The sequence below is a fragment of the Streptomyces sp. So13.3 genome, assembly GCF_005860785.2.
GTDB lineage: Bacteria > Actinomycetota > Actinomycetes > Streptomycetales > Streptomycetaceae > Actinacidiphila > Actinacidiphila fildesensis.
Genome location: NZ_CP048835.1, coordinates 3,419,924 through 3,445,927 on the forward strand (window position 1 = coordinate 3,419,924; position 26,004 = coordinate 3,445,927).

A 26,004-nucleotide genomic window follows, 5' to 3' on the forward strand; every position below is an offset into this window, starting at 1 on the left:
TTGCTCCGCCAGGAGCCGTCTTGAGGTCACGCACTGGTTCGGGTGTGGTGGCTGCCGGATCGTTGCTGGTCATCGGCTCGACTCCGTGTCCTGCTGGTGTTCGTCGCGAAGGACGTCCTCGATCCAGTCCATGGCCAGGACCGGGTGGTGCAGGGTCCAGGGGCGGCTGTGCTGGCGTCGTTGCACGCTCCAGCTGCCGTCCGCCATGGCTACGGCGTGGTGGAGGTGACCGCGCCGCTGCAGCACGGTCAGCCAGGAGTCCACCTCGGCCAGGGTTGCGGGTTTCGTGCGCATGGCAGTGCTCTCCGGTTCGTCTCGGGAGGTGGTGGTGCGCGTGTCCGGGGTCGGGTGACCGAGCCGAGGCGTTCGGCGCGGTCACCCGGCCCTGTGCTGCGCGGTCAGTTCCGGGAGGAGGTGACCGGCTGTCCGTGCTGCTCGCGGAGCTGGACCATCAGGGCGGTCAGCGTGTCGCTGGACAGCGGAATCTGCTGGCCTCGGATCGCCTGGGCAACCACCTTGCGGGTCAGCTTGTCCTCGGCCCTGACCGCTGACCGGGCGATAGCCAGCAGCTCCTCGGTGTCCGGGTCAGGCCGCCGGTCACCGGTCAGCTGTGTACCCGGGTCAGTGACCGGCGGCGCTGTGACCGGCCGGTCGGTCACTGGCGGGGGGCTGACCCGGTGACCGGTGACCGGGTCGGTGCCGACCGGTCGGTCACTGACCGCCGCAATACTGTCCGGCTGTCCGGCCAGGTCAGCGGCCTTTGGCTCCCTTGCGGCGTGCCCGCTGTCCGGGCGAGTGCTGTCTCGCCGGTCACTTCCCCCGGTCAGTGACCGGGTGTCCGAGTGGCTCGTGTCCATGGACAGGCGAGGGCGGTCGGTCAGGGCGCTGACCGGCACGGTGGCGCTGACCTGACCGGGCTGGGACTGCGGTTGACCGGTCCGGTCGGTTCGAGTGACCGCGATGCGCTCGGGCTGACCGGCGTCATCCTGGTCACTTCGGTCACTTTCTTTGACCGGCCCTCGGGCGATGAGGATGTAGAGGTGTACCGCTCCGGCCAGGGCGAGCGGGGCAATGGTGGACAGCACCGCCACGACCGTGTCGCCGAGCCGCAGTCCGGTGGCCGAGGTGTTCTCTTCGTTGAGCCGGACGGCGTGCAGGGCGTTGGCCCAGATACTGGCGGCGGTGGCTGTGCCGAAGAGTGTCCACACGTAGAGCCGGGCGCGAAGGGGCGCGTCGCGCAGGACCAACAGGGCGCGGATGCCGTAGGCGATGAAGCCGTCGATCACGAGGGGGAAGAGGTAGGTGAGGAAACCGCGGACGTGGATGGCGACGGCCATCTGCTGCAGGGCATCGTAGGACAGGGCGCATCCCGCACCGCCGAGGGCGATGACGACCGCGCGGTCCCACCCGGTGATGTGCGCCGTATGCGGCGCGTTCGCGAAGTTCACGCTGCCGTGCCGAAGTCGTCGCGGCCCAGCTGCACGCCGTCGTTCTCTGGGGGCGGCGTGGTCTTCGTGGCCTGCGCCAGGTCGCGATTGCGCAGGGCGCGGCGGGCCTCGCGGTACAGCCTCTGGGCGTGGTCCTCGCTGATCTTCAGGAGCCAGGCCAGGCGCTGTTCGGTGAGCCCGTGGCGGTAGGCGGCGCGGATCACTGCGCGGCGCTCGGCCTTGGTGAGGTGGATGTCGCGTCCGGCGACGGTGGCGTTGACTCGGCTGTAGTCGAGGCGTTCGGCTAGCTTGTCGTGCTGCGGCTTGCGCTCTTCCTCGGTCAGCCCGCCCCGGATGCCGTCGATGTCGCCGCCTTCGAGCGCGGCGTCCAAGCAGGTGCGGCGGACCGGGCACTGCCCGCACAGGGCCTTGGCGGTGATGATCTTGTCGGTCTCGTCGGGTTCGGGGAAGAAGAGTTCAGGGTCCACCGGGTTGTACTCGGTGTTCTGGCAGACAGCTTCGTCCTGCCAGCGTTGGTCGCCGAGCGAGCGGTGGTGGGCAGGGCTGATCATCGTGTTGGTCATGCGGGCTTGGCTCCGATCGCTCTCCGCGCGCAGGGGCGTCGGCGGAGGGGTGCGTGGGTCGGGAGATGGCGGGGCGGCGCGCTGGGGGCGCGGCCCGGCAGGGCAGGGCAGGGCAGCCTGCGGCAGGTCAGGCTGCAGGGCGTTGGCGTCTGCGGTCGACCGGCTCGAACTCGACCCGGGTGGTCATCTGCGCAAGCCGGGAGGTGACCCGGTCGCCGAGATAGGCGCGCAGGTCGCCGATGCGCAGGTTGGTGGTGATCAGCGTCGGCAGCAGGTGGTTGTACCGGCGGTTAATCAGCCGGTAGGTGATCTCCTCGGTCCAGTCACTGGCTTTCGCCGCGCCGAGGTCGTCGATGATCAGCAGCGGGCACCGGCTGACGGCCGCCAGCTCCCGCTCGCTGTCCACCCCGGCCCGAGGGCGGAGATCGGCGTACAGGTCGGCGGCGGTGGTCGCGCGCCAGCGCACCCCGATGCCGGCCTCGACCAGGTGGCGCACCGCCCCGTACGCCTGGTGCGTCTTGCCCGCACCCACCACCCCAGCCATCAGCAGGCTCGGCCCGGTGGCTACCTGGCGCCTGGCTCCTGTGCTCGGCGCGATGGCCTGCCTGGCAACGTCCCGGGCCCAGGCCAGGACCTGGGAGTGGTCGGCCTCCGCGCCCCGGTAGCGCGGCGGCATCCCCGCCGACAGGGCGTCCAGGGCCGAGTACGGCGCGGGTTCCTCGGCGGGTGCGGCGGCCGGATCGATGCCCCGGGCGGCCAGGATCCGCAGGAGCCGGTCGAAGGTGTTCTGGCCGACGGGCTGGGGGTCGCGGTCGCGCATCACAGCTCCTCGGCGTAGGCGGCGGCAGCGTCGACCGGGTTGGTCCACGCGGTGTGAGCGGGCACGTTAGGCCGGAATCCCGGTCGCGCCAAACCAGCCGCCCCGGGGTTCATCGAGTCGTTGACCAGGCTCGGCAGGCGGCTGGGGTGGCCCTGGATCTCGCCGAAGCGCTTCAGCCCGGCGCGGATGTGCTCCGGGGCGATGCCCTCGCCGAGGAGCTTCTTGGCGATCCGCCCGAGGTGTCCGATCACGTCGCCTGGCGGTCGCTCCTGGCACGCGGCGACATATTCGCCGACCAGGTCGCCAGCCGAGACGCTGGCGTCGGGCGCTGTGCGCCCCGTAGGGAAGAAAGATCCAGGATCCAAGATCCTAGATCCAGGCGTCGAGGGTTCGCGGACGATTCGGGGAGGCTTCGGAGAGGCTTCCCTGAATGCGCTCTGACCTGCGGCTTTCTGATTGATGTGGCGAGGGCTAGCGGCGGCGTCTGGAGGACTGTCGTGCTGGGCTGCAGGGAGCCCGCTGCTGGTGACCGCAGGCGTCGGTGCAGGCGGAGCGGGCAGATCGAGGGTTCGGGGAAGGCTCTCCGAAGGCTCCACGAAGCTTCGAGGAGGGGTCAGCGACTGCTCGACGGTCTTGGTACAGGCGCGCTGGCAGGGGCCGCAGCGATCGGCGGCGTGGTGGTCAGTGCAGGCAGGGAAACGGGACTGGCTTGGCTTGTCGATCTTCTGGTGCTCGAACCAGCCGACGATGTGCAGGTAGCGCTTGCCGTCGCAGCCGGTGTACCGGCAGATGAGCCCGGCATCGGCGAGCTGCTGGAGATCGTCCTCGACGTGAACTGCTGTGCGTTCGGCGCGCAGTGGCCATAGGACTCCGGCGATGATCGCGGCGTTGTCTCGGTGGCGGCCGTGGTCATCGGCCTGGGTGAACAGGCCGATGAAGGTCAGCACTGCGGCGACGGAGCACTCGGCGCACTTCTCGTTGGTGAACAGGTCGGGTTTGACGGTCCGGATACGCGCCATGTCAGCGGCCCCGCCCTGCGGTGCTCAGCGAGGCAGTGGCCAGATCGAGGGTGTGCGGGATGTCCCAGTCCGCGTCTGGCCACACCCGCAGGACCCACCGGGCTGCGACCTTGGCCATCGTGCGGCTGAGTTCCATCGGCCGTCCGCCTTCGTCGCACGCCTGGGCGTGGGCCTGTGGCCAGGCCATCTGCGGGTCGCGGAGGTTCACGCGGATGAAGGCCGCTCCCGGGATCATGTCGGCGAGCTGTAGCGCCAGGCGACGCTGGCGATCAGTGGTCCGGGGGCAGGCAGGGATTCCGTCTGGCACGGCAGGCATGCGATACTCCGTTGCTTGTAGGAGCGCGGTGCGGCTGTCCTCGTGCAAAAAGTCCAGGCGCCCGCGTGAGGTGTGAATCGGTGTCCTTCGGGATGTCGGCCCGGCGTCCAGGAGTTGGTAGCTCCCGGGCGCCGGACTCCCTCGCCCCGGCAGCCGTCATGGCCTGCGTGAGCGCCTCGCCCTCCCTTCCTGGCCCGTTCGGCGGCCGGTGATCTGCTTGCGCGGGGACCAGAACCATACGAGGACGCAGGCTTCGAGTCCAGATCAATCCGCATACCCTGACCAGGCAATTAACACTTTCGTGTCTGCGAATGTGGATCAACGTACACCAGAGTGTCCAAGCGCCGTCAACTGCAGTGCGCACGCACTGGCGATCCGGACGCCCCCGTCACACTGAAGTGTTAGGCTCGGCCACACGACACGGAGGTAGGCATGGCGGATGGACGGCGGCGCACCGTCGCGCAGAAGCTGGACCATCTGTTCAGAACGGTCCACCCGGCATCGCGCGGCCCGTACGCAAACGGAGAAGTCGCCGAGGCGATCCAGCGAGCATCAACAGGGGACAGTAAGGGGCTATCCGCGAGCGCTATCCAACAGCTGCGCACCGGCGCCAAGAAGAACCCAACGATGGCAACAGTCAAGGCTCTTGCTGATTTCTTCGGCGTGCCGCCGGCCTACTTCTTCGACGACGACGTCGAAGCTACGAGCAATGCGGAGCTCGATCTCCTGACCGCGATGCGCGACGCCGACGTGAAGTCGGTCGCACTTCGCGTCTCGGGACTGTCGCCACAAGGTCTGCGCCAGATCAAGGGCATCATTGATCACGTTCGCCAGATCGAGGGACTTCCCGACAACGCCATTGAAGACGAACGCCACCAGCCCTAGAGGCCGTGTCCAGGCGTGGCAATGGAAGTGTCGCGCACGGGGAATCCCGCGCCGATAGCGACACCCCAAACTCGGCAGCGGGGACAGCACCCGCAGGGCCCGAGCCCCTCGAGTATCCGAGGACGACGAGGCTTCAGGCGAAAATTGGCTGGGCGTGACGGAGATCACGCACCGATTCACCTTTGATTGAATACTGGATGATCGCAACTCCCAAACGGATCAGCAGAGTTGACAGGCACCGCCGATTACTCTAAGTAATTAGAAGTGCGCCTTCCGTTATGCTTCTGGCATACTCCGTTCCATGTTCGCCGGTGAACGACCCGGCAGAACTTCGCTCGTTGGAACCTAGGGGACCCGTGTCGCATTCAACATCCGCCGGAGGATCTAAGGCCGGACCGACCGTCCCGTGCCCGCTGGCAGCCGGCACACCGACCAATAGCCGGTTGCTAAATACCCGTTAGCCGGGATCGGCCAGAACAGCAGCCAGGGCGGCGAGGGTTCGCCGCATTCAGGTTCGGCGCGTGAGAACGCTATGAGCACGACGGTGACGGCATGAAGCAAGGCTCGAAGTTTCCGAAGAGGCTCCGCATCCCTGAGATACCGGATCCATTCGATGTCCACGAGATGTTCCAGCGGATCAGCAGGCAGCGTGGACGTCCCATCCATCTGCTCTCACGGCAGTTGCCGCCGGGGAGCCCTTGCGGTCTTTGGATCTCGACTGGCTCAGCGGACTACATGCTGTACGAGCAGGCGACGAGCCCAGCGCACCAGGACCACATCTTGCTCCATGAGTTGGGCCATCTCCTCCACGACCACGGCGTGGGGCAGCCCCTGAGCACGGACGTGGCGCGCACCCTCATGCCCAGTCTCAAGCCGGAACTGGTCCAACGTGTTCTGGGACGCACACGCTATTCAGACACCGAGGAGAACGAAGCCGAGACCTTCGCCTCGGTGATCCTCACGCAAGTCAGCCTCCGGTCGCCGGAACCGCAGGGCATCGTTCCACCCGAGGCGGCTGACGTCATCCGCCGCCTCGAAAACACCCTCCAAAGCCCCAACCACCGCAGGGCCAAATGATCACTGACGTTCACGACATCGCCTACCCTGTCGCTGCCCTCGTCAGCTCGGCAGCCCTTGCCTACAAACTGCTCGACCTGCGCAAGGCCCCCGACAACCCGGTCTTGCGCTCGCTCTGCGCGACCCTGGCCTGCGCGGCTCTCGGATTCGTAGCGGCCACCCCCGCCATCTACCTTCCCGTCAGCACAGCCCTCGGACTGGACAATCTCGGCAAATTGGTCGTCCACGGTTCGCTGATCGCCTTCAGCGTCTGCGTGCAGCGCATGCTGATCATGTGGAACGACCCTCCCGAGATAGCCCTCCCAAGAGCGCGTCGCCGCGTCATCGCCGGCGTTGTCGTGCTCCTGGCCATGGTCGTGCTGCTGACTCTGGCGCCAGTCCATGACAGCACCGCCGAGCACTTCGCCGAGACCTACGCAACTACGCCCTTCATCGCCGAGTACCTGTTGCTATACGTAACAGCCGTTGGCATAGGACTCGCCGAAATCGCCCGGCTCTGCTGGCGCTTCGCGAAAGTTGCGGGGCGCCCCTGGCTCGTCCGTGGCCTGCACCTCACTGCGGTCGGCGCCGCCATCACCCTCGGGTACTGCGTCACGAAAGGCATCTACGTTGCCTGCCGCAACGTCGATATCCGCCTCGACCTCTTGGCCGACTCCTCCTCGGCCTTTGCGGCCGTCGGCGGTGCCCTAGTCTCCCTTGGACTCGTCCTGCCGGCCCTTGGCCCCCGGCTATCTGCCACAGCACGCTGGTTCGGGCACCTTCGCGCCTATCACCAGCTCTTCCCACTGTGGCTCGCCGTCTACGAGGCTATGCCCGACATCGCTCTGGACCCGCCGAAGCATCCCAAAATTGCCCGCTGGCGCCTGAACAGGCTGCACTACCGCCTGTACCGGCTCGTGATCGAAATCCGAGACGGCCGCCATGCACTGCGCGAACACCTGGTCTCCGATATCGCGGACGGCGCACGCAGCCTCGCAGCCAACGCGGGCGCCACTGGCGAACAACAGCAGGCCGCCGCTGAAGCGGCAATGCTCCGCGCTGCTCTCACCGCAGTGGGCCAGGTCACGGAGAGCGCTTCGACTGACGATCTACTCGAACAACAGGCGCCCATCGGTGGGAGCGACCACGTGGGTGAGCTGGCCTGGTTCGTTCAGGTCGCCCGCGCCTTCAACCATCCTCCTGCCGAGGCCGCAGCTCCCGTTCCGCACCGACCTCTTACGGCGGCGTCCAAGGCGATGGAGAAGCAGCGGTGACCACGACGACCAGCCCGCCTTGCACTGCCGGCCAGCCGCAACGCACCGCCGGGCCACTCGGACTTCGCCTGGCCACTGTCCTGAGCGAGGTCTTCGCTCCCTTGGTCCAGGTCCTGGTGCAATCGACCCTCGTCCTGTGGCAGCCCTGGCCAGGCGCCAGCACACTGGGCTGGTGGCTGCTCGCAGTCACCTTCGGGAGTGCGGTGCCGATGTTCTTCCTCATCTACGGCATGCGCAAAGGCTCATGGCTCGACCACCACGTGCCCCAGCGTGAGCACCGTATCCTCCCCATGATCGCCATCCTCGCCTCTCTCCTGCTCGGCCTCGGCACTCTCTCCCTGTCCGGGGCTCCCCGCGCTCTCTGCGCTCTCTTCGCATGGCTGGCGATTCAGCTCGCCGTGCTTACCCTGATCACGCGGTGGTGGAAGATCTCCGTACACACCTCCGTTGCCACCACAACGGTGGTCGTGGCCGCCCTGGTAGGCGGTCCGTTCATGCTGGCCGCATTCGCGCCCATCGCCCCGCTCACCGTGTGGACACGCACCCACCTGCGCGCCCATACGCTGGGGCAAGCAGTGACCGGAGTCCTGGTCGGCGCAGCCGTTAGCGCCGTGGCGCTTGCGCTCCTTGCCTGACAGGCCGCCGGGCTCGGAATCTGTCGTCAGCGGTAACTCCGGTCAGGGGCGCACAATCATCGCGTCGTAGAGTGGGGATTCGGGGGCTCACTCGATCTGGCGGTGTCCCGGATCGTCAAGTCGTCGCGATCGTGGCCACTCGGCGCCGGCGGTATAGCTACGCCCAGCCGTGCTCTGTCAGGCTTCCGTCGTCCTTCAGGTAGCCGAGGAGACCTTCCTTCGGGTATTCGATAATGTCTTCGGGCAGTTCGTGGACGCTGAACCACTCCAGGCCGAGGCACTTTGCCGGTTCCCGGTTGACGGGCTCGCCGCTCCACTCGGTAGCCACGAAGAAGAACCCGATTCGCTCCACGTCGTCGCTTTGCTGGTGGTGCACGACATGGACCATGCGAAGGTGATGCGGTTCGACCGAGACACCGGTTTCTTCCAGCAGCTCACGCGTGGCCCCGGCGCTCAGGGATTCGCCCCGGTCGAGCTTGCCCGACGGCATGTGCCATCGACCGTAGCCGTAGGGGCCGCCGCGCTGGGAGAACAGCAGCTTGTCGCCGTCACGGAGGATGACGTGAGTGTCGATGACGGGTTGTGCGGGTGCCGGATTCATGGTCCCTAGGGGGTTGTGGGGTTCGGTGAGATTGACGACGGTATCGAGGGATCGGGCACCGCGTCGGCGATTGTGGACGCGACGTCCGATGGGGTGACGTGGGTGGTGTCGAGAACCAACACGTTCACGTTTCTGGCCTTGAGGGTCTGGGCTGCTTCGCCGTAGAGGTCGATTTCCCGGCGGGGTGCGGCGGGGTCGGATGCCGGTTGGAACCCTGCCGCGTGGACCGCATCACGGGGCCTGCCGGGGAAGTCTTGACGCCATGCTGCTGTCCGTTTGGTATTGGCGTGCTTGGAGAAGAAACATGCGCCGGAAGAGTCCGGGCCCGTCGCTGTCTTCGGCCATGAGCGAGGTGAAGGTGCCGGCTTCGGCGAGGCGGCCGTGGTCCAGGACATAGATTCGGTCGGCGCCGATCACCGAGTTCAGCCGGTGCGTGATGAGGATGATGGTCTGTCCGTCGGCGGCGAGGTTGCGGATCTGCTCGAAGGCGGCGACCTCGGCGGCAGGATCCAGGGCGCTGGTTGGTTCGTCGCAGATCAGCAGGTCGGCGCGTCGGAAGAAGGCACGAGCCAGGGCTACGCGCTGCCATTGGCCTCCGGAGATCTCCACGCCACCGTGGTAGCCGCGTTCGATGAGGGTGTCCCAGCCGCGCGGCAGGTCTTCCAGGACCACGCCGAGGTCGGCGTACGCGGCGGCGTCCTCGCGGCGGGTGGCATCCTGGCGTGCGGTGGGGCGGCCGATGAAGACGTTGGCGGCCAGGGTGAACGGCCAGCGCATGAAGTCTTGCAGGACCAGCGCGCACCGGTCGAAGAGCTGGTCGCGGTCCAGCTCCTGGGTGCTGATGCCGTCGAACAAGATGCGGCCCTTGGTCGGTCGGTAGAGCCCGACCAGCGCCTTGGCCAAGGTGGTCTTGCCCGAGCCGTTCTCCCCTACGAGGGCGATGACTTGGCCGCGATGGATGGTCAGGCTCACGTCGTCCAGCGCGGGGGTCTCGCGGCCGGGGTAGGTGAAGGTCACGCCGTCGAACTCGACGAGCTCCGGACTGGCGGTGACAGGGATGCCGCCCGTGGGGATGGCCCGTCGGGCCGCCTCCTCCCGGGCGCGCACCAGATCGTTGAAGAACAGCGCTTGTTCGTAGAGCTGGTGGACGTTGGTGACCAGGCGGCGCAGGCCGCTGGTGCCGTTGCGGATGGCCAGGACGGCGGTTGCTGCCGAGGCCAGCGGCATGTGGCCGCTGGTGAGCAGCCAGGCCAGGACCAAGTACGTCACAGCGGAGGTGAGCCCGGAGATCGCGGAGGTCAGCAGTTCGGTGCCGGCCGCTTCCCGGGCCAGGCGTGTCTGTTCCTCCTCACCCTCCATGGACATCGTCTTGTACTGGTCCAGGAGGAAGGGCCCGGCAGCGTGCACGCGCATTTCCGGCGAAGCGGTCTGGGAGATCATCAGGCGTCGTAGCGTCATCTGCTGGCGGACGTGCTCGATCCAGACCTGCACGGAGGCGTAGTCGCGGCGGGCCGCACGAATGGTCCCCCACGCTTTGGGGAGCACCACGGCCAGCAGCAAGGGCACCAAGATCGGATGCAGCACTGCCAGGACACCACCGGAGGCGGCCAACGCCATCACCCCCTCACCGATGCCCAGGCTGTGGGTGATCAGACGGCGCGCGGCCATCGTGCCGTGCTGCCCGGAGTCGACCAGCGCGTGGAATTCCGGGTCTTCGATGGTCTCCATCTCCACCCGGATGATCCGCGCGAGCATGCTGACCGCGGCGTGCCGCTCGACCTTCGGCTCCAAGCGCCCACCGGCCGCCTGGGCGACGGCTTGCAGCACCGCAGCCAGCGCGCTGGCCGTCGCCATCCACAGCAGCGAGGGGAACGCGGCGCGCACCTTGTCACCGGTCGGGCCTCCGGCGAACAGCCCCAGCAGGACTCGGTTGGCGGCCAGCAGCCCGAAAGCGCCTGCGGCACCCTGGCCGAGTTGCGCGACGACGACGGCAACCAGCGCGACGCGGTCGACCGCCCACGCCATCGCGGCGGTCTGCCCGATCATGCGCGGCAGTTGCCGGAGCACCGAGAGGAACGTCACGTTCAACCTGGCACCCTCGTGGGTGGTCCACCCCCAGTCGCCCCGTAACCGGCCGCCGAACAGAAGCTGCTCGGTGGCCGAGTGCGGCACGTGAGAGGAGGTCTTGGAGCGGTGAAAGAGCTTCACACCCGGCCCCCGGCCTGTCGCCTGGCTGCCGGGGCGGTGTCCCAGCCGATCGCGGTGAAGGTTCGGCCGGCGCGGACTGCCTCGAGCGCGGTGCGGGTGTAGTCGACCAGCGGCTCGGGCAAGGCGTCGAGTGGGTGCCACTCCCAGCCGGCGCACTTGTCCGGCTCCTTCGTAGCGATCACCCCGGTATGGGCGAGGACCCGGAAGAACATCTGCAGTCGGTCACGGCCGTCGTCCCCGTCGAGCTGGTGGACCACGTGCGCCAGGTCAAGGCCGGACTCGGCGTCGATGACCACCCCGGCTTCCTCGTATGCCTCCCGGGCCGCCCCCGCTGTCACCGACTCGCCGGGCTCCAGATGCCCCGCTGGAACGTGATAGGCGCCTTGCGCATACGAGGTGTTCAATCGCCTGCCCAGCAGCACCTGGCCGTCATTTTCGAACAGCAAGTGGATGCCGACGGCTTTCACAAGGGGGTGCACGACGCCTCCTGATTTCGGACGAGTGCTCTAAAAACGAGCCCTTCAGCGGCACGTAACGCCCCCTAAGGGGTCACGTGCCGATCTGATGTTCGATCTTTGACGTAAATCCCTGGCGGGACTGGGCAACCCACCCTTAATCGCTGTGCGATTTCACCCGGGCGAGATCGATCCCTTCCGAAGAGGTTTCAAGCCCCCGAGGGCGGAGCCATCCGCACCGAGGCAATCGCGCGCTTCTGGGCCTGGCAAACGATCAGAGGGAGAGGATCAGCCAGCGGTGAGGGCCGGGGCGAGCGCGGTGCTATTCCGGCCCCCGCTCCGTGAGTGGCGCACGGTCGGGTGCGACGTTCGTTAGCCGTGGAGAGCGAAGGGGCGAAGTGATTCGACGAGGTCGCGCAGATGGTCCGGGGCGCTGGTTCCCGGGATAGGGGCGATGTGATCGCCCTGCGACAACAGCCATCGCACTGCTTCGCCTGGGCCGGTCGCTGGGCTGGCGAGTGCGCCAGCGTTCAAGGGCCGATAGGGGACGTACGGGATCTTCTGGACGCGGCAGTAGTCCACCGCGGGATCATCCGGCTCGTCCCGATTGAGAACGTTTTGCACGGCGGCGACCTGGATCTCGGCTGATGCCGCTCGGATCTGCTCCACAGCTACCTTGGACAATCCGATGTGGCCGATCTTCCCTTCCTGTTGGAGCAAGCCCAGTTCTCCGACCTGTTCCGTGAGGGGAACCATGGGGTCGATGCGGTGGAGATAGCACAGCTCCAGACGGCCCGTCGCGAGGCGGCGCAGGCTGGCTTCGACGGCGGCCCGCAGATACTCCGGTCTGCCCAAGGGCACCCACCGGTCGGGCCCGGGGCGCACCATGCCGACCTTCGTGGCGATCAGCAGGTGCGGCGGGTAGGGGCGCAGGGCGCGGCGGATGAGTTCCTCGACGGTGTGCGGTCCGTAGGAGTCGGCGGTGTCGATGTGGCTGATGCCGTGGACGCCGACGGCTTCGCGGAGCACGCGGATTGCGGCGTCCGCGTCGCGGGGCGGCCCCCAGGTGCCGGCGCCGGTCAGGCGCATGGTGCCCAGCCCGACGCGGGAGACGCGTTTCCCCGCGAGCCTGATCGCTCCCCCGGGCGGGTTCTGGCGGCTCATGCGGCGGCTGTCAGGTTGCGCGCGGCCGCCAAGACCGCGGTGCGGGCCTGGTCGTGGCACGCGTCGGTGTTGGCGACCACCAGATGCGGCGTGCCGGTGGTGGCGAGTAGCTGGTGGAGGTGTTGGTCGACGCTGGTGCGGAAATTCAGATCGCGGTCGCGGTGGTTGCCCAGCGGAACCGTGGGATCGAGGGCGGTGGCCAGCAGCAGGGTATAGCCGGCCGAGTGGGTGGCTACCAGTGAGGTCAACAGGTCGCGGTTGGCGTCGTCGAGGTGCTCCTGGCGCTGTTGCAGTCCTGCGAGGAAGTAGGCCAGGGGATCGAAGGCGCTGCGGTCGACCAGGACCACGTCGGCTGTGAGAGTGGCTTCGAGTTCCGCGCACATGCCCGCTGCGATCAGCCACTGGGTGGTGGTTGCGGTCTGGTCCCGCATCTTGGGGAAGCCGAGTTCGGCGGCCTTCTTGGCGAGGCTGCCGTGGGTGCGGGCGACGGTGAAGCCTTGAGCTCGCACCTCCATCTCCAGCCGTTTGAGCAGGGTGGTCTTGCCGGTCGAGTGGGTGCCGGAGACAGCGATGCGTATGGGCGATGCGGCTACCACAGGTGTTCCTCCTGATAGGCGGGCGGTGCGGGCTGATGGCCCGGCATATTGTCGGGGACGGCGATGGCGGTCAGCTCGTCCCAGGTGTCGTGGTGGGCGGCGAGGTCGAGCAGGAGCAGGCCGGTGGCGTGCGCGTCGTATCCGGCGCGGTGGCGCTGGCCGGGGATGTCGGCCACGGGCAGGTGCAGGTACTCGATGAGGGGGTCGAGGCCGTGCTTTCCGGCTTCGGGGTAGGTCTTGCGGGCCAGCCGCAGGGTGTCGATGACTCCGGCCGGCTGCCATCCGGGCAGGAGCCGGGTGAGGGCGTTGTACTCCACCGATGCGTTGTGGGCGACGATCCAGGCGCCGTCCAGGGCCCCCCGGATCTCGTCGGCGATCTCTGGCCAGGCGGGCTTGCCGGCCAGGGATTCGTTGGTGATGCCGTGGATGCGGACGATGTGCGCCGGGATCGGGGCCGGCGGGCGGATCAGCCACTCGCGTCGCTGGTCAGCGTGCACGGTGCCGTTGGTGATCGGGAGGAGAGCAACCTCGACGAGGTCCGGGGGCTGGGAGCCGTTGCCTTCGACGTCGATGACGAGCAGCGGTGCGGGCCAGGAGTGTGGGTTCACGGGGTGGCTTTCTGCGGCCAGCCGATGTCCGCTCGGCCGTGCCGTCGGGGGTGGTGGGGGTGGCGGCGGTCGTGGACCTGGTAGCCGTGCCCGTGCTGGAGGAAGTAACGCGGGTGCTCGTCCAGGCCCTCGACCAGAATCGCCCGGTCGGTGATCTCAACGGGGCCAATCGCGCCCAGGGCACGCGCTTGTTGGGTGATCTCGTTCAGGTCCGGGGCCTGCCAGGTGTCCTTGCACAGTTGGAGTTGGGCCAGGGGGCAGATGTCGCACAGTTCGCGGATGCCGTAGTGCCCGTTGTAGTCCGCCAGACCGTGGACGGAGGCGACCGCGCAGGAGGTTTTACGGAACAGCTGCCCCCATGGGGCGTGGGTGTCGGTGGGCTGGTGGAAGGCGGCCAGGATCCTTGCTTCGGATCCTTCGGGCATGATCTTGCGGCGGGCGGTGTCCTCGTAGGGCTCGGGCAGGCCCTGTTCGCGGTAGTAGGCGGCCATCTCGTCGCGGAAGAACAGCCCGGTGTAGACGGTGGCGTGGGCGTGCTCGGCCAGATCCCGCGCGTAGGCGATATCAGCGTATGAGTCGTTGAGACCGGGCACGATCGGGCGCCAGTACAGAATCGTGCGGTAGTTCTGGGCGTGGGCGTATAAGGTGCGCAGACTGTCGGCGGCGATCTTCGAGTCAACGGGCTCGATGCCCGCGTGCTGGATGTTCGAGTGGGTCACTAGCACCGTCAGTTTGATGTTGCGGAACGTGTTGAGGATCGCGCAGTCCGCCTTTTCGACCCGCCAGCGGGTGATGACCAGGACGTGATTGGTCAGGCCCCGCTCGTCAAGCAGCCGCAGGGTGTTGAACGTGTGCTGCTTGACGACCGGCAACATCGGATCGGTCGCCTTGTTGAACAGCTGCAACGGCGTGATGTGCGGGCGGAAGTACGGGTGGGCGACGAGGGCCTGGACGGCTTCGGTGTCGCTCATGAGCGCGCGTGGTGCCTTCATGCCGAAGTTGGCGTACAGGTGCCGTACGCAATACCCGCACTCCAGGGGGCAGCCCACCACGTGATTCAGCGATAGGCCGCTCTTGCGGTACTCGACCGGGTCGGCCAGGTCTGGCTTGAGGTCCGCCCGTTGCGTGTCGGAGAGCAGCGGCAGCGGGCGCCGTTTCGGTGAGGCGTCAGCGTGCGTCATGGCATCGTCCTTCGTCTGGGTCTGGTGCTCGGGACGGTGGATGTTCGCCCGAGCCGGTCAGAAGGGTCTGGCACCGGGCCCGCCCAGGGATCCATCAGCGGGGGAGCCGGGGTTCTCCTGCAGGCGGGACCGGCGATCTGGGGTTCTGCGGCTCTCGGGGCGCCGCAGGCGAAGGGTGGTTGCGGCACATGTGCGAGCTGGTTCTCGAAGGCGATCAGGCGCTGCAGCAACGGCTCCGTCGGCGTTGCAGGGCGCCGCCGCGCCACCGCGTTGGCCGCCATGTGGAGGGCCAGACGCAGCAGGAGGCAGCTCATGATGCCGTCCGGGCTCGGGGCGGGCGGCCATACAGGACAGCGACGGGGTTCATCGGGTGCTCTCCCACTGGAAGGCGCGCTGGGCGGCGTCGAGCAGGTCCAGACTGCGGGCGGCGGTGTGAGCCCCGTCGGCAGCGGGCTCCAGATACTGGCGGCAGCACCGGGCTGCGTCGTCGCCGGTGGAGTACACCGCGGCGAAGGACTCCTCGATGAGGAGCGCCTGTCCGTGGAGTTCCAGCATCGACAGGGGTGCGGAAGGTCCGAGAACCGCTGCCTCGTAGGGCACGATCAAGATCTCTGCATCGCCTCGTTGGGCGACACTCAGCAGGTGGGCGAGCTGTTGAGCCATCGTGGCCGGCCCGCCGTATGCCAGCGTGAGGACGCGCTGATCGAGGTAGACGGTGACGTGCTTGCCGTGGCCGACAGGCAAGGCGCGCTGGGTTGCTGCGATGCGGGAGGCGCGGAGCGGGCGCTGCGGAAGGGCCCTTTGATACGCCAGCGCGTAAGCAGAGGTCTGGAAGATGCCCGGCACCGCATGGGTGCATATACGGAGGCTGCCGGCGGCCTGTTCGCATGCGCGGAGCCGGGCCACCCACCCAGGCCCCGCATCTCGGCATCCGTCCCAACTGCACGCGTCAGCAGTCTCCAGCAGCCGCCGTGTGCCGTCCCGTTCCGGCGGTGGACAGACGGTCCGGTACACATCCAGCAGGTCCTTCAGTTCGTCGTCGCGGAGCGGGGGAAGGCCGGCTTCGATGCGGTTCAGTCGGTTTCCGGACATCCCGATCCTGCTGGCTGCCTGCGCCAGGCCGAGGTTCTTGGACCGGCGCAGGCTTTCCAGGTAGGCGCCGATCACAAGGCCCACGGCTGCCGGGGTCCTGTCGACGCGCTTCGCGAGGAGGCTGGACACCGGACGTGCTCCTACCTGGTCCAGGCGTGGAGCGGAGGAACGCCGGCTCTCGTGTGGCTGGCCCATGGTGGTTCGTACTCCTCGGAGGCTCGCGGTCGATGCGCTGGGTCCCTGTGGTGTTCGGTTCGGCGGAAGTGGAGCCGCACCCCCTGGCAGGTCAGGGGACACTGCCAGGGGGCGCGGCAGTTCAGGGGCCTTACGAGAAGGGGCGGGGTAGGCCGACCAGAAGCCAGAGCGCTGGTGCGGGCAGCAGGAGCGTGATCGTCACTGCGGTTCGGTTCCGTTTGAGGGCGGCGGCGCGGCGCTCGATGAACCGGCGGATCGGGGTGTTCCGGTGACGGGACATGTCATTGCCCGTTCGGTAAATCGGCCGTGGCGACCGCCGGTGTGCTGGGGAGGCAGTCCAGGAGCTGTGTCGTCTCCTGTGCCAGGGCGTGCACGTAGCGCTCCGGTGTGACCGAGGCGCCGACCTGGTTCATCTCCTGCAGGCGGTCGGCGGCCTGGATCACCACCGCCTCCAGAGCCAGAGGGGTGCCGCCCCATTGGCCCAAGGTGGCGGCCAGTTTCATGCTGTGACTGCGCAGAAGCAGGATCAGCAGGCGAACCTCTTCGGCATCCAGGGGTGTGGCGCGGGGGACGAGGACGCACTCCAGCTCCGTGTTTCCGTCCAGCAGGAGCAGGTCTGGTGGCCGTGCTGCGCTGGCCAGATCGTTCGCGTGGACGACGCTGGTGCTTCCGGAGCCGGGCGCTTCGGCATCGCACGCGCCGGCGGCCTGGCCGAAGCTTGGGTCGGCGGCCTGCCATTTGTACATCCCCGCCAGCAGTCGCTTGAGCTCTTCGACGTTCAGGTGTTGTTCCGCCTCTGGAACCGGGCTCCGCTTCGTGGCGAGGGAGGCCCCGGGGCGCCGCGGGCTCTGGTCGGCGATCAGGGGCGTGGTCACTGGTCGCCGCCCTCAACCGCGATGGCGCACCGCATGTGCAGACCATCCGTGCTGATCCCCCAGCGATCGGCCAGAGCCTCCACGAGCAACATGCCTCGCCCGGATTCACAATCGTCATCCGGCTCCAAGACCACCGCACGGCAAGGGCTACCGTCGCTGACGTCCATCCGGATCTCGTGCGCGTCCTCGAAATACCAAAGGGCGAAGACGATTCCTCCGCCATCGCCGTGCTCAATCGTGTTGGTGACAATCTCGGAGATCAACAGCTCCACCCTGCTCTGCAGGAACCGCAAGTCCCAGAGCCGCAGATGCGCGGCTCCCAACCGCCGCACATGACCAACCCAGCGTTCCTCGCGTGGGAATGAGACCAGCGCCCCCCACGGAGTCGCCTCGTCCATCGCAATGTCTACCTGGCCGATAGATGAGGCCGCGCTCCAGGCGCCGGTGCCCAGGACCGAGACGTCCGGCCGTGTCGTTGCCTCGATCATCAGTTCCACCTTCCACATCGCCCGGTCCGCACGAAGCGGTTCTTCGGTGGCGATCAGCGTGCAGCCCTTTCGGGGCGCATCGCCATGTCGCCGCAGGTGTCATCTGGGTGCCATTCGAGTGGCAAAGGTGGCACGCGGGTAGCGTCGAAGTGGCTTGTGTGGAATCGGTCTTGCCAGGCTTCCGCTTGGCGGTATCCCCTTCATGCAAGGGAAGTCGCGCGAGCAGGTTGATGGTGCTCGACGATCGAACAGCTGGAGGCCGATGTGGGTGACGCACCGAGGACCCTGTTGAAGGTCTTGGTGGATCAAAAGCAGTGGCGGTACACAGATTTCGCCACCAGGTTCCGCAGCACGGCGGATCGGATCTTGACCAAGGGATCCGCCAAAAATCCGACGATCAGCGAGTCACAATTCCGGCGCTGGACAGCTGGCAAAATCGCAGGACTACCAGGCCCGGACACTTGCCGTGTCCTGGAAGCCCTATTCGGAGTCGACGCCTCCGCCCTGTTTGCGCTACCCCCCTCCACAGAAGGACTTGCACCCGCGTTCCACCTGGAAGACGAGATCGACATGACCGCTCGTGACGTGCAGAACGAGGCCGGAGCCGCGGCAGCGGCCTCCATTTCCGATACCACCCTCGACCAACTACGCGAGGACGTAGCCAAGCTCGCCGGCCAGTACAACAGCCACTCGGCGTTCGAGGTCTTCCGGAAGGCGCGGGAGCTGCGCGAGGCGGCGGAACACCTGCGCGACCGGACTCAGGTACCCGCTCAGCAACAGGAGTTGCTGCTTGTGGCTGGCCAGGCATGCGCCCTCCTCTCCTCCGCCGCCTTTGACCTGGGGTTCCTCGACGGGGCTACGCGACTTGCGCGTTCGGCCGCTTTGTACGGAGAAACCGCCCGGTTCGATCCACTGCGCGCGTTCGCCGGTGGTGCCCTCGCCTATATCGCCTACTTCTCCGGTCAACCCGCTCAAGCGGCCCGGCTCGCCCGCCGGGCCCAGAGTTTCCGTGGACTTGGCGCAGTCGCCCACCGCCGTCTCTCGGCGATCGAAGCCCGCGCGTACGGGCACCTCCGCGATGTCCCCGCAGCGCAGCGGGCCCTGGACGCCTCGGTTGAAGATGGCCAGGGCGCCACCGACCTCCTACACGACGACATCGGCGGCGAATTCGGCTTCAGCCTGGAACGCCTGGCGATGTCCAATGGCTCCACTTGCCTGCTGCTCGGCGACGGCGAACAGGCTGAGACAGCGGCCCAAAGGGCTTTGGAACTCGCCGCCAGCAAGCCCGCACGACACCGCTCGGCTCCAATCGTCGGGGGAGCCTCAGCCGACCTGGCATCGGCGCGTCTCCTGCGCGGCGACCTCGACGGTGCGGCAGCAGCCCTTGAGGCAGTCTGGGCAGTTCCGAGGGACCAACGCGTGACCGGTCTACTCGTCCGCACCGCGCGAGTCCGGCTTGGACTGACGGGAGACCGGTACCGTACGGCTCCACTGGCGGCCGAATTGGGCGAGCGGATCGAGGATTTCGCGCGGCAGTCGACCCAGCTTCAACTCGGCGTTGGTGCGCTCCCGATCGCTGCGTTGGAAGGCTGATCCGTCTCAGCGAAGCGACGCCAGGATTCTTGACTCCTTGTCCGGGTCGATCCCGTGCTCCGCCCATCTCGGATGGTTGACGGGACGTCCTGCAGCCTGGATCCAGGTCCAGGTCTCCGCGACCGTCTCGCTGACCGGCCGGCAGCGCAGACCGCTCGCAACGGCACGAGAGGAATCCACTGCCCACACCCCGCCGTGGGTACGCCACAGCGGCAGTTCAGTCCACTGCTTCACTTCGTACTGAACAAGAAGTTCCGGCTGCGCCCAAACCAGCGTCCCGTGGCTCTCGGTAACCGCCATGCAAGCTTGCAGGAAGCCTTCGAAGGTGATGCCCTCGGGGTGAGTGACGTTGTAGGCGCCGCCGTTTGACGCTGCCGCCTGATCCAATGCGAACCGTGCCACATCGCGGACATCCACGGGCTGCATGTGGCGCTCTGGCGGTGCCGGGGCGAGAACGCGACCACCACACCGGGCACGGTTCAACCACCAGGGCAATCGACCGACATACTCCCCCGGCCCGAGAATCACTCCGGGCCGCAGCAGCACCGCCTGGTCGCCGAACGTCTCCACCACGGCGCGCTCGCCGCCGGCCTTCTGAAATCCGTACTTGGTGGGCGAGCCGTCCGCACCGGTGTACCCGAAAGTTTCGTCCGCGTCAGCCGGGCAGTCCAGGAGCGCGGAGTCTTCCCTGAGCGGACGATGGGGCCACCCGGCGTAAACCGACACTGTGGACAGGTGGACCCAGCGCGCGGCTCGCCCAGCGAGGGCGCGGGTCGCGACGAGCACATCCTGTGGAGGGAGATCTGAACTGGAAGTGTCGATCACGGCATCCCAGTCGCCTTGCCTGGCAAGCCTGGAGAGATCCTCGGGAAACGCCCTGTCACCGCGCACTGCCGTGACCCCCGGCACATCCACGCCGGAGCGCCCCCGATTGAACGTCGTCACCGCCCAGCCGCGGGCGAGAGCCTGCTCCACCACGCACTTCCCCAAGAACCACGTACCACCCAACACCAGAAGCCTCATGGCATCAGATCCTCTCGCGAGTCGGCCGCGACCGTGTCCAGACCAGTCCACTGTGAGGCCGGAGCCGCCGACAGCGCGGACGAAGGCGGTGCCGTGCCTCCGCCACGGCGCAGGCTGGCTCGGAACGGCCCATAACTAATGGACTCCTTCCCGTTTCGGCGGCCATCGCACCGCCCGTGAGCGCGGTCGAACAAGCACGCATCACCCTCAACCACGCCATTCCGGTCTGTGGGAGCTCCATTCCTTGAGGTGCGGTTCAAGCTCCTCCGACGTGGGTTCACGCGTGCGGGGCATGCCTGGAAGTTCGCTCAAGGGATCCATCGACCTTGCATATGCTCTTGCCCATTCCAACCACCGTCGCGCTGAGTCCAGTGCCGACGCGTCCGCCGTGCCATCCAGTTCCTGAATGCGGTGTTCCAGCGCTGTGCAGTACGCGTTGAGGGCAGCCGCTTCTTGCCACCCCCAGACCTCTTCACGCAGCACCTGGGCAAGTTGCTTGCGAACAGCTTCTTCCTTTGCCACGTCCAAAGCCGCCTGCCACCGAACCTCGCGTTCTGCCCTGCCTCGCTCTTCATCCTGCTGACGCTGGATGTCCTCCGCAGTTCGCGCCTCGATCTCTCCAAGGATCACGCCCAGAGCCTCTTCAAGTGTCCTGCTCTTCCGATCCCGCCAGCGACCGGGCCTGTCGGTCAGACCGCGGGCAAGCTCTACAACGAGACGAGCGGACCGCTCCGGGTTCGTCGACTCCGGGAACTCCTGCCTGACAGAGACGGTGTATGCGAATGCGTCGACCGCAATGTCTACTCCGCCCTCACGCATGGAGTAGGACGACCGTGCCTTCCGGACCTCATACCCTCGCCGCACCGCCTCTGCCGCAAGACCTTGTAGCAGCAGAAGCGACCTGCGGCGCAGTGCAGACGGCATCACCAGCCGGCTCTCGTCATCTTTGAGCGCAGCCACCACCGGATGCAGATGGCCCAACCGTGCGGGGACTGGAATCAGCTTTCCGGCCGCCTTCGGCCGTTGGTTCCGCGCATTGGGATGAGGGCCCTCCGCAAGGAACAGCTCCAGCCCCGGCCCGCCATAGGGGACCTTCTCGATGCGTTTGCCCGCCGGCTCCAGGCCGTGGTGCTTCGCGTAATTTACGACGCGTCGCCACTCCGCGACCTCATCGTCGTCCGGATCAGCGATCCGGAAGCGCCCCTCGGCAACGAGCCGCTCGATCAGTTCCTGTGCCTTCGCCCGCCGGGCACGTGCGACGGGTCGCTCGCTATAGGGCGACCGAGGCTTGGCAGGCTCCGTCGGCTCACCACCGTCGCCAACCGCAGAGTCGTCGTCAATCACCAGGAGGCAACGATCCCTCATCGCAGCGGCCGAATGCCAGCTAATCGCCACCAAGGTTCGAGCGGCCTCGTCGACTTTCGGGCATCCCGCGCTGCGCTTCGAATGGAGCACCGGGGCGACCGTCCATCAGTGGCCCTACCCGCAGCCCTCACTCAGCAGTCGTAGCTCTTGAGCGTCTTCGAGGCACCGGTGGCCGACTTCAGGTAGTCGTTCTCGGACTTCAGGTAGTCGTTCTCCGCCGTCGACTCCGCCAACTGCACGACCAGTCCCGCAGCCATGGACAGAAGCCCCTCGTGCTTCGTCTGGCACTCCTCGTGCTCTTCCTGAAGCCCCTTGTACTTCCAGGCGAGGACCCCGATGGTCGTGGCGGCCAGAACGCTGGCGCCGACCTTAGCCACGACCCTGGCTTTGCCGAACTTACCTTCGGCTGGCTCGGCACCGCCCTTGCCGATGCAAATGTGGCCCGTCTGGTGCGAGTGCTGTTGAGCCTCGCCGAGATGGTCGCTCTGATACGAGCACGATCCGCATTGGTATCGGGTCATCAGTCCCTCTCCTCCAGGGAGATGAGCTTGCCACAGGTCACGTGCCTCCGGTGGCCACTTGGTCATCCTCCGTACACCCACCGACGCTGAGGGAAGGATGCGCACCTACGCGGGCGTGCGCGACCGCTGGGGTGGGCTATGCCGTCAACGCTCCCCGGACGGCCCATGGTGCGCCGCGGGTAGTCGTTCAGGTCCCTGACCAGGCGGGATTCGTCGGTTCAAGGCCGAGGAGGTCGAGGAGATGGGGCTGGACGCCAGCGCTGATGACGACGACGGGCGGGTCGGGAGCGCCGACGACGCGTAGCGCAGGCCAGAGAGATCATCCGTACGAGCCAAGGGTCTGCGTCGCTCGGTCGTGACCGTTCACCGCCGGTGGCGTCAGGGTACTTTCTCATCACCAGTCGACCGGCCGAAGCCCGTGGTCCGGGCCTCGCCCCGCTGATACAACGTCTTCGTCCCCGTCCTACACGGACAGGGACGAAGGATGATCACGTGTGACGGGGAGCGAGGTTCCCATCCGCTCCCATGCTCGGAGGACGGCCTTATGCGTATCCGGTTGCAGGTGGGCATAGCACTGAGTGGTCTGGAAGCTCTCGTGGCCGAGGAGGTGCAGGACCTCGTAGAGGGAGACTCACTTCTGGACGAGCCGCGAGGCGCATGTGTGCCGCATGGAATGAGGCGGGTAGTGCGGGGGGGAGTTGCTGTTCCCCGTCATCGTCGAAGTAGTAGGCGCCGTCGACGGCCGGCCACCAGGTCTGCCGTCGCCAGGTGCCGTCGTCATTGGGGCGTTGCCAGCTGCATCGTCGCAGGCGGTGAGACGCCGGGAACAGAGCAGGCGCCTTCTACGCGCCCGCCTCATTCTGAGAAACAGTGCTTCTCCCAGCCTGCAGCCCCCTGCACTATGAGCCCGGCAACCGGCACGGCTGCCGGGTCTCATCGCACTGTCAGTCGACGAGGTAGTGGGCTTCGACGTAGGCGACGGTGGAGCCGTACGGTTCGCCCACCGGCTTCAACATGTACCGGCGGAAGACTGCGGCGGTGGCACGGCGGACGCCGCGGTTGCGAGCCTCAGCGTTGTCCCATGACTGGGCAAGGGTGCGCTTGACTACCTGGTCGATCTCTTGGGCCAGGTTTTGCTCCGTGACGGTGAGACCGGGCGGCGCGTGGTCGTGGATGATCCGTGACAGGACACCCACGTGGTCGTCGTCCAGTACCACGGCTTCGTCGGGGTGCTTCTCGGCATTCACGATGGCACGGGCGACCCGGAGTGCTTCGGCCAGGAACTCTAGGGCGTCCTGTGCGTTCTGGATGATCCGATCTCGCAGCTGCCTGATCCGCTCTGCCAGGGCGGTGTACTTCGCGGACCCCGGTTCGACGCCTTTCTCGAGGGCAGCCTTGATGTGGTCCAGGATCTCTGCCGCAGACGGCGGCCTCTTGTCCTCGCTGTCGTCCTTGTCGGGCTTGGGACGGACGAGGGCCAGCAACTCCTTGAGGATCGTGATGCCCTGGGCATCCAGGACGAGGGCTTCTTCCTGGGAGGCAGCTACCGAGAATGAGTGGACGTGGGCGTTGATTATCTCCAGGACCATCGGCCCCAGCTCGCCCAGTCGCTCCTTCCTTTCCTCGTCGGAAGACTTCTTGAACAGGGTCGTGTATGCAGAACCGAAGAGCCCGAACCCGTCCTGGTACTTGGCGACCCGCTTGTCCGTGTTGATGAGTGGGTACAGGCGGGCCAGAAGCCGGTAGCTCGTACTGAAGACCTCGGCGGCGTCAGGGTTGGCGTCCAGGAAACTGTTGATGACACGTACGGATTCGTATCCGTGTGCCGTGAGATCGAGGCCGTCCACGTCTGCGAGGAGGTCTTCGATGCAGGCGAAGGTGGTGCGGAACTCGGCGACCAGGTCGGTCAGGTCGGTAACGAACCCACCGCCCTTGCCGGCGGACCCTTCCGAGGTGGGGTCGACGACGGCACGCTGGACCTCTTCGGCCAGGCTGATGTAGTCCACGACTACGCCGGTGGTCTTCACGAATCCGGCCGGGGACACCCAAGTGCGGTTCGGGCGGGTGATTGTCTGGAACAGGTTGTGAGCCTTTAGCGGCTTGTCCAGGTAGAGGACGCCCTCGTTGGGAGCATCGAACCCAGTCATCAGCTTGGCCGTCACGACCAGGAAGCACAGCGGGTCATTCGGGGTGAGGAATCGCCGCTTCTGATCCTCCTCGTCGACCTCCGAGAGCCGGTACGGCCGCATGGCCGCTTCCTCGGTCTTGGCGTCCGAGACGTGGATATTCACCTCTGCGGCGATCCGATCGTGCTTGCCGACCTCGGCGAGTACCTGCGACGCCTCGAAGCCGGCCAGCAGCTCGTTGATCTTGTTCGTGTATGCCACGGCCAGCTCACGGTTGTAGGCGACGACCTGCGCCTTGAGGCCGTTGCGATAGGTACCGGCCAGATAGTGGTCCACGATGTCCTGGCAGACCGTGTGGATGCGTTCAGGGTTGGCGAACACTGAGGTGAGGCGCCCGAACTTGCGGGACAAGGTTTCACGGTCAGGGTCGTCGAGGTCGAATTCGTCGGCGAACTGGTCGAATTCCGCCTGTAGTGCCCGGTCGTTCATCTCGAAGGTGACCGGGTGCGGGTCCAGCATGACCGGGACGGTTGCCTCGTCTTGCAGAGACCGGGAAACCGAATACCGGTGCAGCACCCTGTTCGGGTCGGTCTCCTCGCCAAATAGGGCGAAGGTGTTGGTTGCGAGGTTCCTGATGGGTGTGCCGGTCATGCCGAAGAACTTCGCGTGCGGCAATGCTGCGCGCATCTGCCCGGCCAGGGACTCTTCTTCGGATGACTGGGTGCGGTGTGCCTCATCGACCAGCACGATGATGTTGCGGCGGGTCGACAGGTTCTTGCCGGCGTCGGCGAACTTGTGGACGGTCGTGGAGATGACGCCGCGCACATCGTCAGCCAGCAGAGAACGCAACTTCGCGCTGGTGGAGGGCTGGTGGAAGTAGGCGTCGCCCATCGCGGAGGTGAATACCCCGGAGGTTTGCCGCACGAGCTGGGTTCGGTCCGAGAGCAAGATGATCGTGGGCGACTCGGTGCGGGTGTCTGCCAGCAACAGTGAAGCAGCGAACACCATCAGGAGCGTCTTGCCGCTGCCTTGGTGGTGCCAGACCAGACCCTTCTTGCCGTCGGCCAGGACCCGCCTGTGGATCAGATGGGCGGCCTCCATCTGTGGGTAGCGGGGCAGGTACTTCTTGTCCGCCCCGCCTCCAGAGGTGTCGAAGAGAGCGAAGTTGGCGAGCATGTCCAGGACGGTGGCCGGGTTGAGCAGCAGCTCGACGGAGCGCTGTACGTCGGCCTGCCCGGCCAGGTTCTCGTCGTCGTCAGTGGATCGGAACGGCTGCCACAGGTTTAAGGGCGCACCAGCGGCACCGAACCGCAGCTTCAGTCCGTCGGAGGCGACAGCGAAGACATTGGGGGTGAAGAACCACGGATATTCGGTGGCGTACACGTCGTTGATCTCGCGTGCGGCGTCGGCCCACCCTGACTTAGAGGTCGGTGACTTCACCTCTACGACAACGAGGGGCAGGCCATTGGCCCAGTACACGAGATCAAACCGGCGGGGGGTCTTCCCTGGGATGGTGATAGTCACTTCATCCGACACGACCAGGGTGTTGGCGGTCGGGTGCTCGAAATCGATGACCTTCAAGGCGTGCCACACGCCGTCGGAGCCCCGGAACTCCTTGTGCCCGCGCAGCAGCTCCAGCACCTGCTCATTGGCTCGCACCAGCCCGCCGTCGACGGCGTTGACCATGGCGGTGATCCCCTCAACAACGGCGTCCACGTCGAACCCGTCGATCACCTCAGGGTTGAGCCGGACGATGGCGTCCCGCAGCTGGCCAGCGAGCACCGTTTGTGTCGTCTCACGCGGCAGCGACCTGCCCGCTTTGAAGCTCCATCCCATTGGGAGGGACCACTGGATCATGGAGTTCTGGAACTCGCGCTCCCGTATGCCCTTTGCCACG

The 26,004-nt window shown here is 66.7% G+C and carries 25 protein-coding genes; 5 read left to right on the plus strand and 20 right to left on the minus strand.

Annotated features, from left to right (window positions below):
* Positions 1-69: 69 nt before the first annotated feature.
* From C8250_RS15535 to C8250_RS15560, 6 genes are all read right to left on the minus strand, one after another.
* A complete protein-coding gene (locus C8250_RS15535; RefSeq protein ID WP_138356399.1) occupies positions 70-294 on the minus strand; it encodes a hypothetical protein in 225 nt (74 codons plus the stop codon).
* A 104-nt stretch (positions 295-398) separates the two neighbouring features.
* Positions 399-1,448 (minus strand): DUF2637 domain-containing protein, encoded by a 1,050-nt coding sequence (locus tag C8250_RS15540; protein ID WP_138356398.1) that lies wholly within the window; start codon positions 1,446-1,448, stop codon positions 399-401.
* Positions 1,445-2,011 carry a WhiB family transcriptional regulator gene (locus C8250_RS15545; protein WP_138356397.1) on the minus strand — a complete coding sequence of 189 codons (567 nt, stop codon included), beginning with the start codon at positions 2,009-2,011 and terminating at the stop codon, positions 1,445-1,447. Before C8250_RS15545 ends, C8250_RS15540 begins: the two co-directional genes overlap by 4 nt.
* Positions 2,012-2,138: 127 nt before the next feature.
* Positions 2,139-2,831 (minus strand): ATP-binding protein, encoded by a 693-nt coding sequence (locus C8250_RS15550; protein ID WP_138356396.1) that lies wholly within the window; start codon positions 2,829-2,831, stop codon positions 2,139-2,141.
* On the minus strand, positions 2,831-3,850 hold the full coding sequence (locus C8250_RS15555; RefSeq protein ID WP_138356395.1) for a hypothetical protein: 1,020 nt from the start codon (positions 3,848-3,850) through the stop codon (positions 2,831-2,833). Before C8250_RS15555 ends, C8250_RS15550 begins: the two co-directional genes overlap by 1 nt.
* Before the next feature lies 1 nt (position 3,851).
* The gene (locus tag C8250_RS15560) at positions 3,852-4,085 is read right to left on the minus strand and encodes a transcriptional regulator (protein WP_343241790.1); all 234 of its coding nucleotides are present in this window, start codon (positions 4,083-4,085) and stop codon (positions 3,852-3,854) included.
* 513 nt (positions 4,086-4,598) lie between these two features.
* Between C8250_RS15560 and C8250_RS15565 the strand changes: the two genes are divergently transcribed.
* The 4 genes from C8250_RS15565 to C8250_RS15580 all read left to right on the plus strand — a co-directional run bounded on the left by C8250_RS15565 (position 4,599) and on the right by C8250_RS15580 (position 8,016).
* Positions 4,599-5,051, plus strand: a complete 453-nt coding sequence (locus tag C8250_RS15565; protein WP_138356393.1) for a helix-turn-helix domain-containing protein — start codon at positions 4,599-4,601, stop codon at positions 5,049-5,051.
* Between the two features lie 552 nt (positions 5,052-5,603).
* The gene (locus C8250_RS15570; protein ID WP_138356392.1) at positions 5,604-6,128 is read left to right on the plus strand and encodes a ParH-like protein; all 525 of its coding nucleotides are present in this window, start codon (positions 5,604-5,606) and stop codon (positions 6,126-6,128) included.
* Entirely contained in the window at positions 6,125-7,381 is a 1,257-nt protein-coding gene (locus tag C8250_RS15575) for an MAB_1171c family putative transporter (protein WP_138356391.1), read from the plus strand. The genes C8250_RS15570 and C8250_RS15575 overlap by 4 nt, the downstream gene beginning before the upstream one ends.
* A complete protein-coding gene (locus tag C8250_RS15580; protein WP_138356390.1) occupies positions 7,378-8,016 on the plus strand; it encodes a phosphoesterase PA-phosphatase in 639 nt (212 codons plus the stop codon). The genes C8250_RS15575 and C8250_RS15580 overlap by 4 nt, the downstream gene beginning before the upstream one ends.
* Positions 8,017-8,173: 157 nt before the next feature.
* On the opposite strand, the gene C8250_RS15585 is transcribed toward C8250_RS15580, so the two are convergent.
* The 10 genes from C8250_RS15585 to C8250_RS15630 form a co-directional block, all read right to left on the minus strand.
* Positions 8,174-8,617: an NUDIX domain-containing protein gene (locus tag C8250_RS15585; RefSeq protein ID WP_138356389.1), complete on the minus strand. Its 444-nt coding sequence runs from the start codon at positions 8,615-8,617 to the stop codon at positions 8,174-8,176.
* A 231-nt stretch (positions 8,618-8,848) separates the two neighbouring features.
* Positions 8,849-10,825, minus strand: coding sequence for an ABC transporter ATP-binding protein (locus C8250_RS15590; protein ID WP_244809154.1), 1,977 nt, complete (start codon positions 10,823-10,825; stop codon positions 8,849-8,851).
* Positions 10,822-11,304, minus strand: coding sequence for an NUDIX domain-containing protein (locus tag C8250_RS15595; protein ID WP_138356388.1), 483 nt, complete (start codon positions 11,302-11,304; stop codon positions 10,822-10,824). The genes C8250_RS15590 and C8250_RS15595 overlap by 4 nt, the downstream gene beginning before the upstream one ends.
* Positions 11,305-11,652: 348 nt before the next feature.
* Positions 11,653-12,444 carry an aldo/keto reductase gene (locus C8250_RS15600; RefSeq protein ID WP_138356387.1) on the minus strand — a complete coding sequence of 264 codons (792 nt, stop codon included), beginning with the start codon at positions 12,442-12,444 and terminating at the stop codon, positions 11,653-11,655.
* Positions 12,441-13,040 carry an AAA family ATPase gene (locus C8250_RS15605; RefSeq protein ID WP_138356386.1) on the minus strand — a complete coding sequence of 200 codons (600 nt, stop codon included), beginning with the start codon at positions 13,038-13,040 and terminating at the stop codon, positions 12,441-12,443. Before C8250_RS15605 ends, C8250_RS15600 begins: the two co-directional genes overlap by 4 nt.
* Positions 13,034-13,648 carry a 3'-5' exonuclease gene (locus C8250_RS15610; RefSeq protein ID WP_138356385.1) on the minus strand — a complete coding sequence of 205 codons (615 nt, stop codon included), beginning with the start codon at positions 13,646-13,648 and terminating at the stop codon, positions 13,034-13,036. Before C8250_RS15610 ends, C8250_RS15605 begins: the two co-directional genes overlap by 7 nt.
* Entirely contained in the window at positions 13,645-14,829 is a 1,185-nt protein-coding gene (locus C8250_RS15615) for a radical SAM protein (RefSeq protein WP_138356384.1), read from the minus strand. Before C8250_RS15615 ends, C8250_RS15610 begins: the two co-directional genes overlap by 4 nt.
* Positions 14,830-15,192: 363 nt before the next feature.
* Positions 15,193-15,996 (minus strand): Scr1 family TA system antitoxin-like transcriptional regulator, encoded by an 804-nt coding sequence (locus C8250_RS15620; protein WP_187144856.1) that lies wholly within the window; start codon positions 15,994-15,996, stop codon positions 15,193-15,195.
* 401 nt (positions 15,997-16,397) lie between these two features.
* Positions 16,398-16,991, minus strand: a complete 594-nt coding sequence (locus C8250_RS15625) for a hypothetical protein (protein ID WP_138356382.1) — start codon at positions 16,989-16,991, stop codon at positions 16,398-16,400.
* The gene (locus C8250_RS15630) at positions 16,988-17,479 is read right to left on the minus strand and encodes an ATP-binding protein (RefSeq protein WP_164297188.1); all 492 of its coding nucleotides are present in this window, start codon (positions 17,477-17,479) and stop codon (positions 16,988-16,990) included. Before C8250_RS15630 ends, C8250_RS15625 begins: the two co-directional genes overlap by 4 nt.
* 570 nt (positions 17,480-18,049) lie before the next feature.
* On the opposite strand from C8250_RS15630, the gene C8250_RS15635 reads away from it, so the two are divergent.
* Positions 18,050-19,072: a DNA-binding protein gene (locus C8250_RS15635; protein ID WP_239150469.1), complete on the plus strand. Its 1,023-nt coding sequence runs from the start codon at positions 18,050-18,052 to the stop codon at positions 19,070-19,072.
* A 6-nt stretch (positions 19,073-19,078) separates the two neighbouring features.
* Here the strand turns inward: C8250_RS15635 and C8250_RS15640 are convergent, their stop codons facing one another.
* The 4 genes from C8250_RS15640 to C8250_RS15655 form a co-directional block, all read right to left on the minus strand.
* A complete protein-coding gene (locus C8250_RS15640; protein WP_138356379.1) occupies positions 19,079-20,095 on the minus strand; it encodes an NAD-dependent epimerase/dehydratase family protein in 1,017 nt (338 codons plus the stop codon).
* A gap of 207 nt (positions 20,096-20,302) precedes the next feature.
* Positions 20,303-21,550: a hypothetical protein gene (locus tag C8250_RS15645; RefSeq protein ID WP_244809156.1), complete on the minus strand. Its 1,248-nt coding sequence runs from the start codon at positions 21,548-21,550 to the stop codon at positions 20,303-20,305.
* Positions 21,551-21,591: 41 nt separating this feature from the next.
* The gene (locus tag C8250_RS15650; protein ID WP_138356378.1) at positions 21,592-21,837 is read right to left on the minus strand and encodes a hypothetical protein; all 246 of its coding nucleotides are present in this window, start codon (positions 21,835-21,837) and stop codon (positions 21,592-21,594) included.
* A 1,088-nt stretch (positions 21,838-22,925) separates the two neighbouring features.
* Positions 22,926-26,003 (minus strand): HsdR family type I site-specific deoxyribonuclease, encoded by a 3,078-nt coding sequence (locus C8250_RS15655; protein ID WP_138356377.1) that lies wholly within the window; start codon positions 26,001-26,003, stop codon positions 22,926-22,928.
* Position 26,004 lies beyond the last annotated feature (1 nt).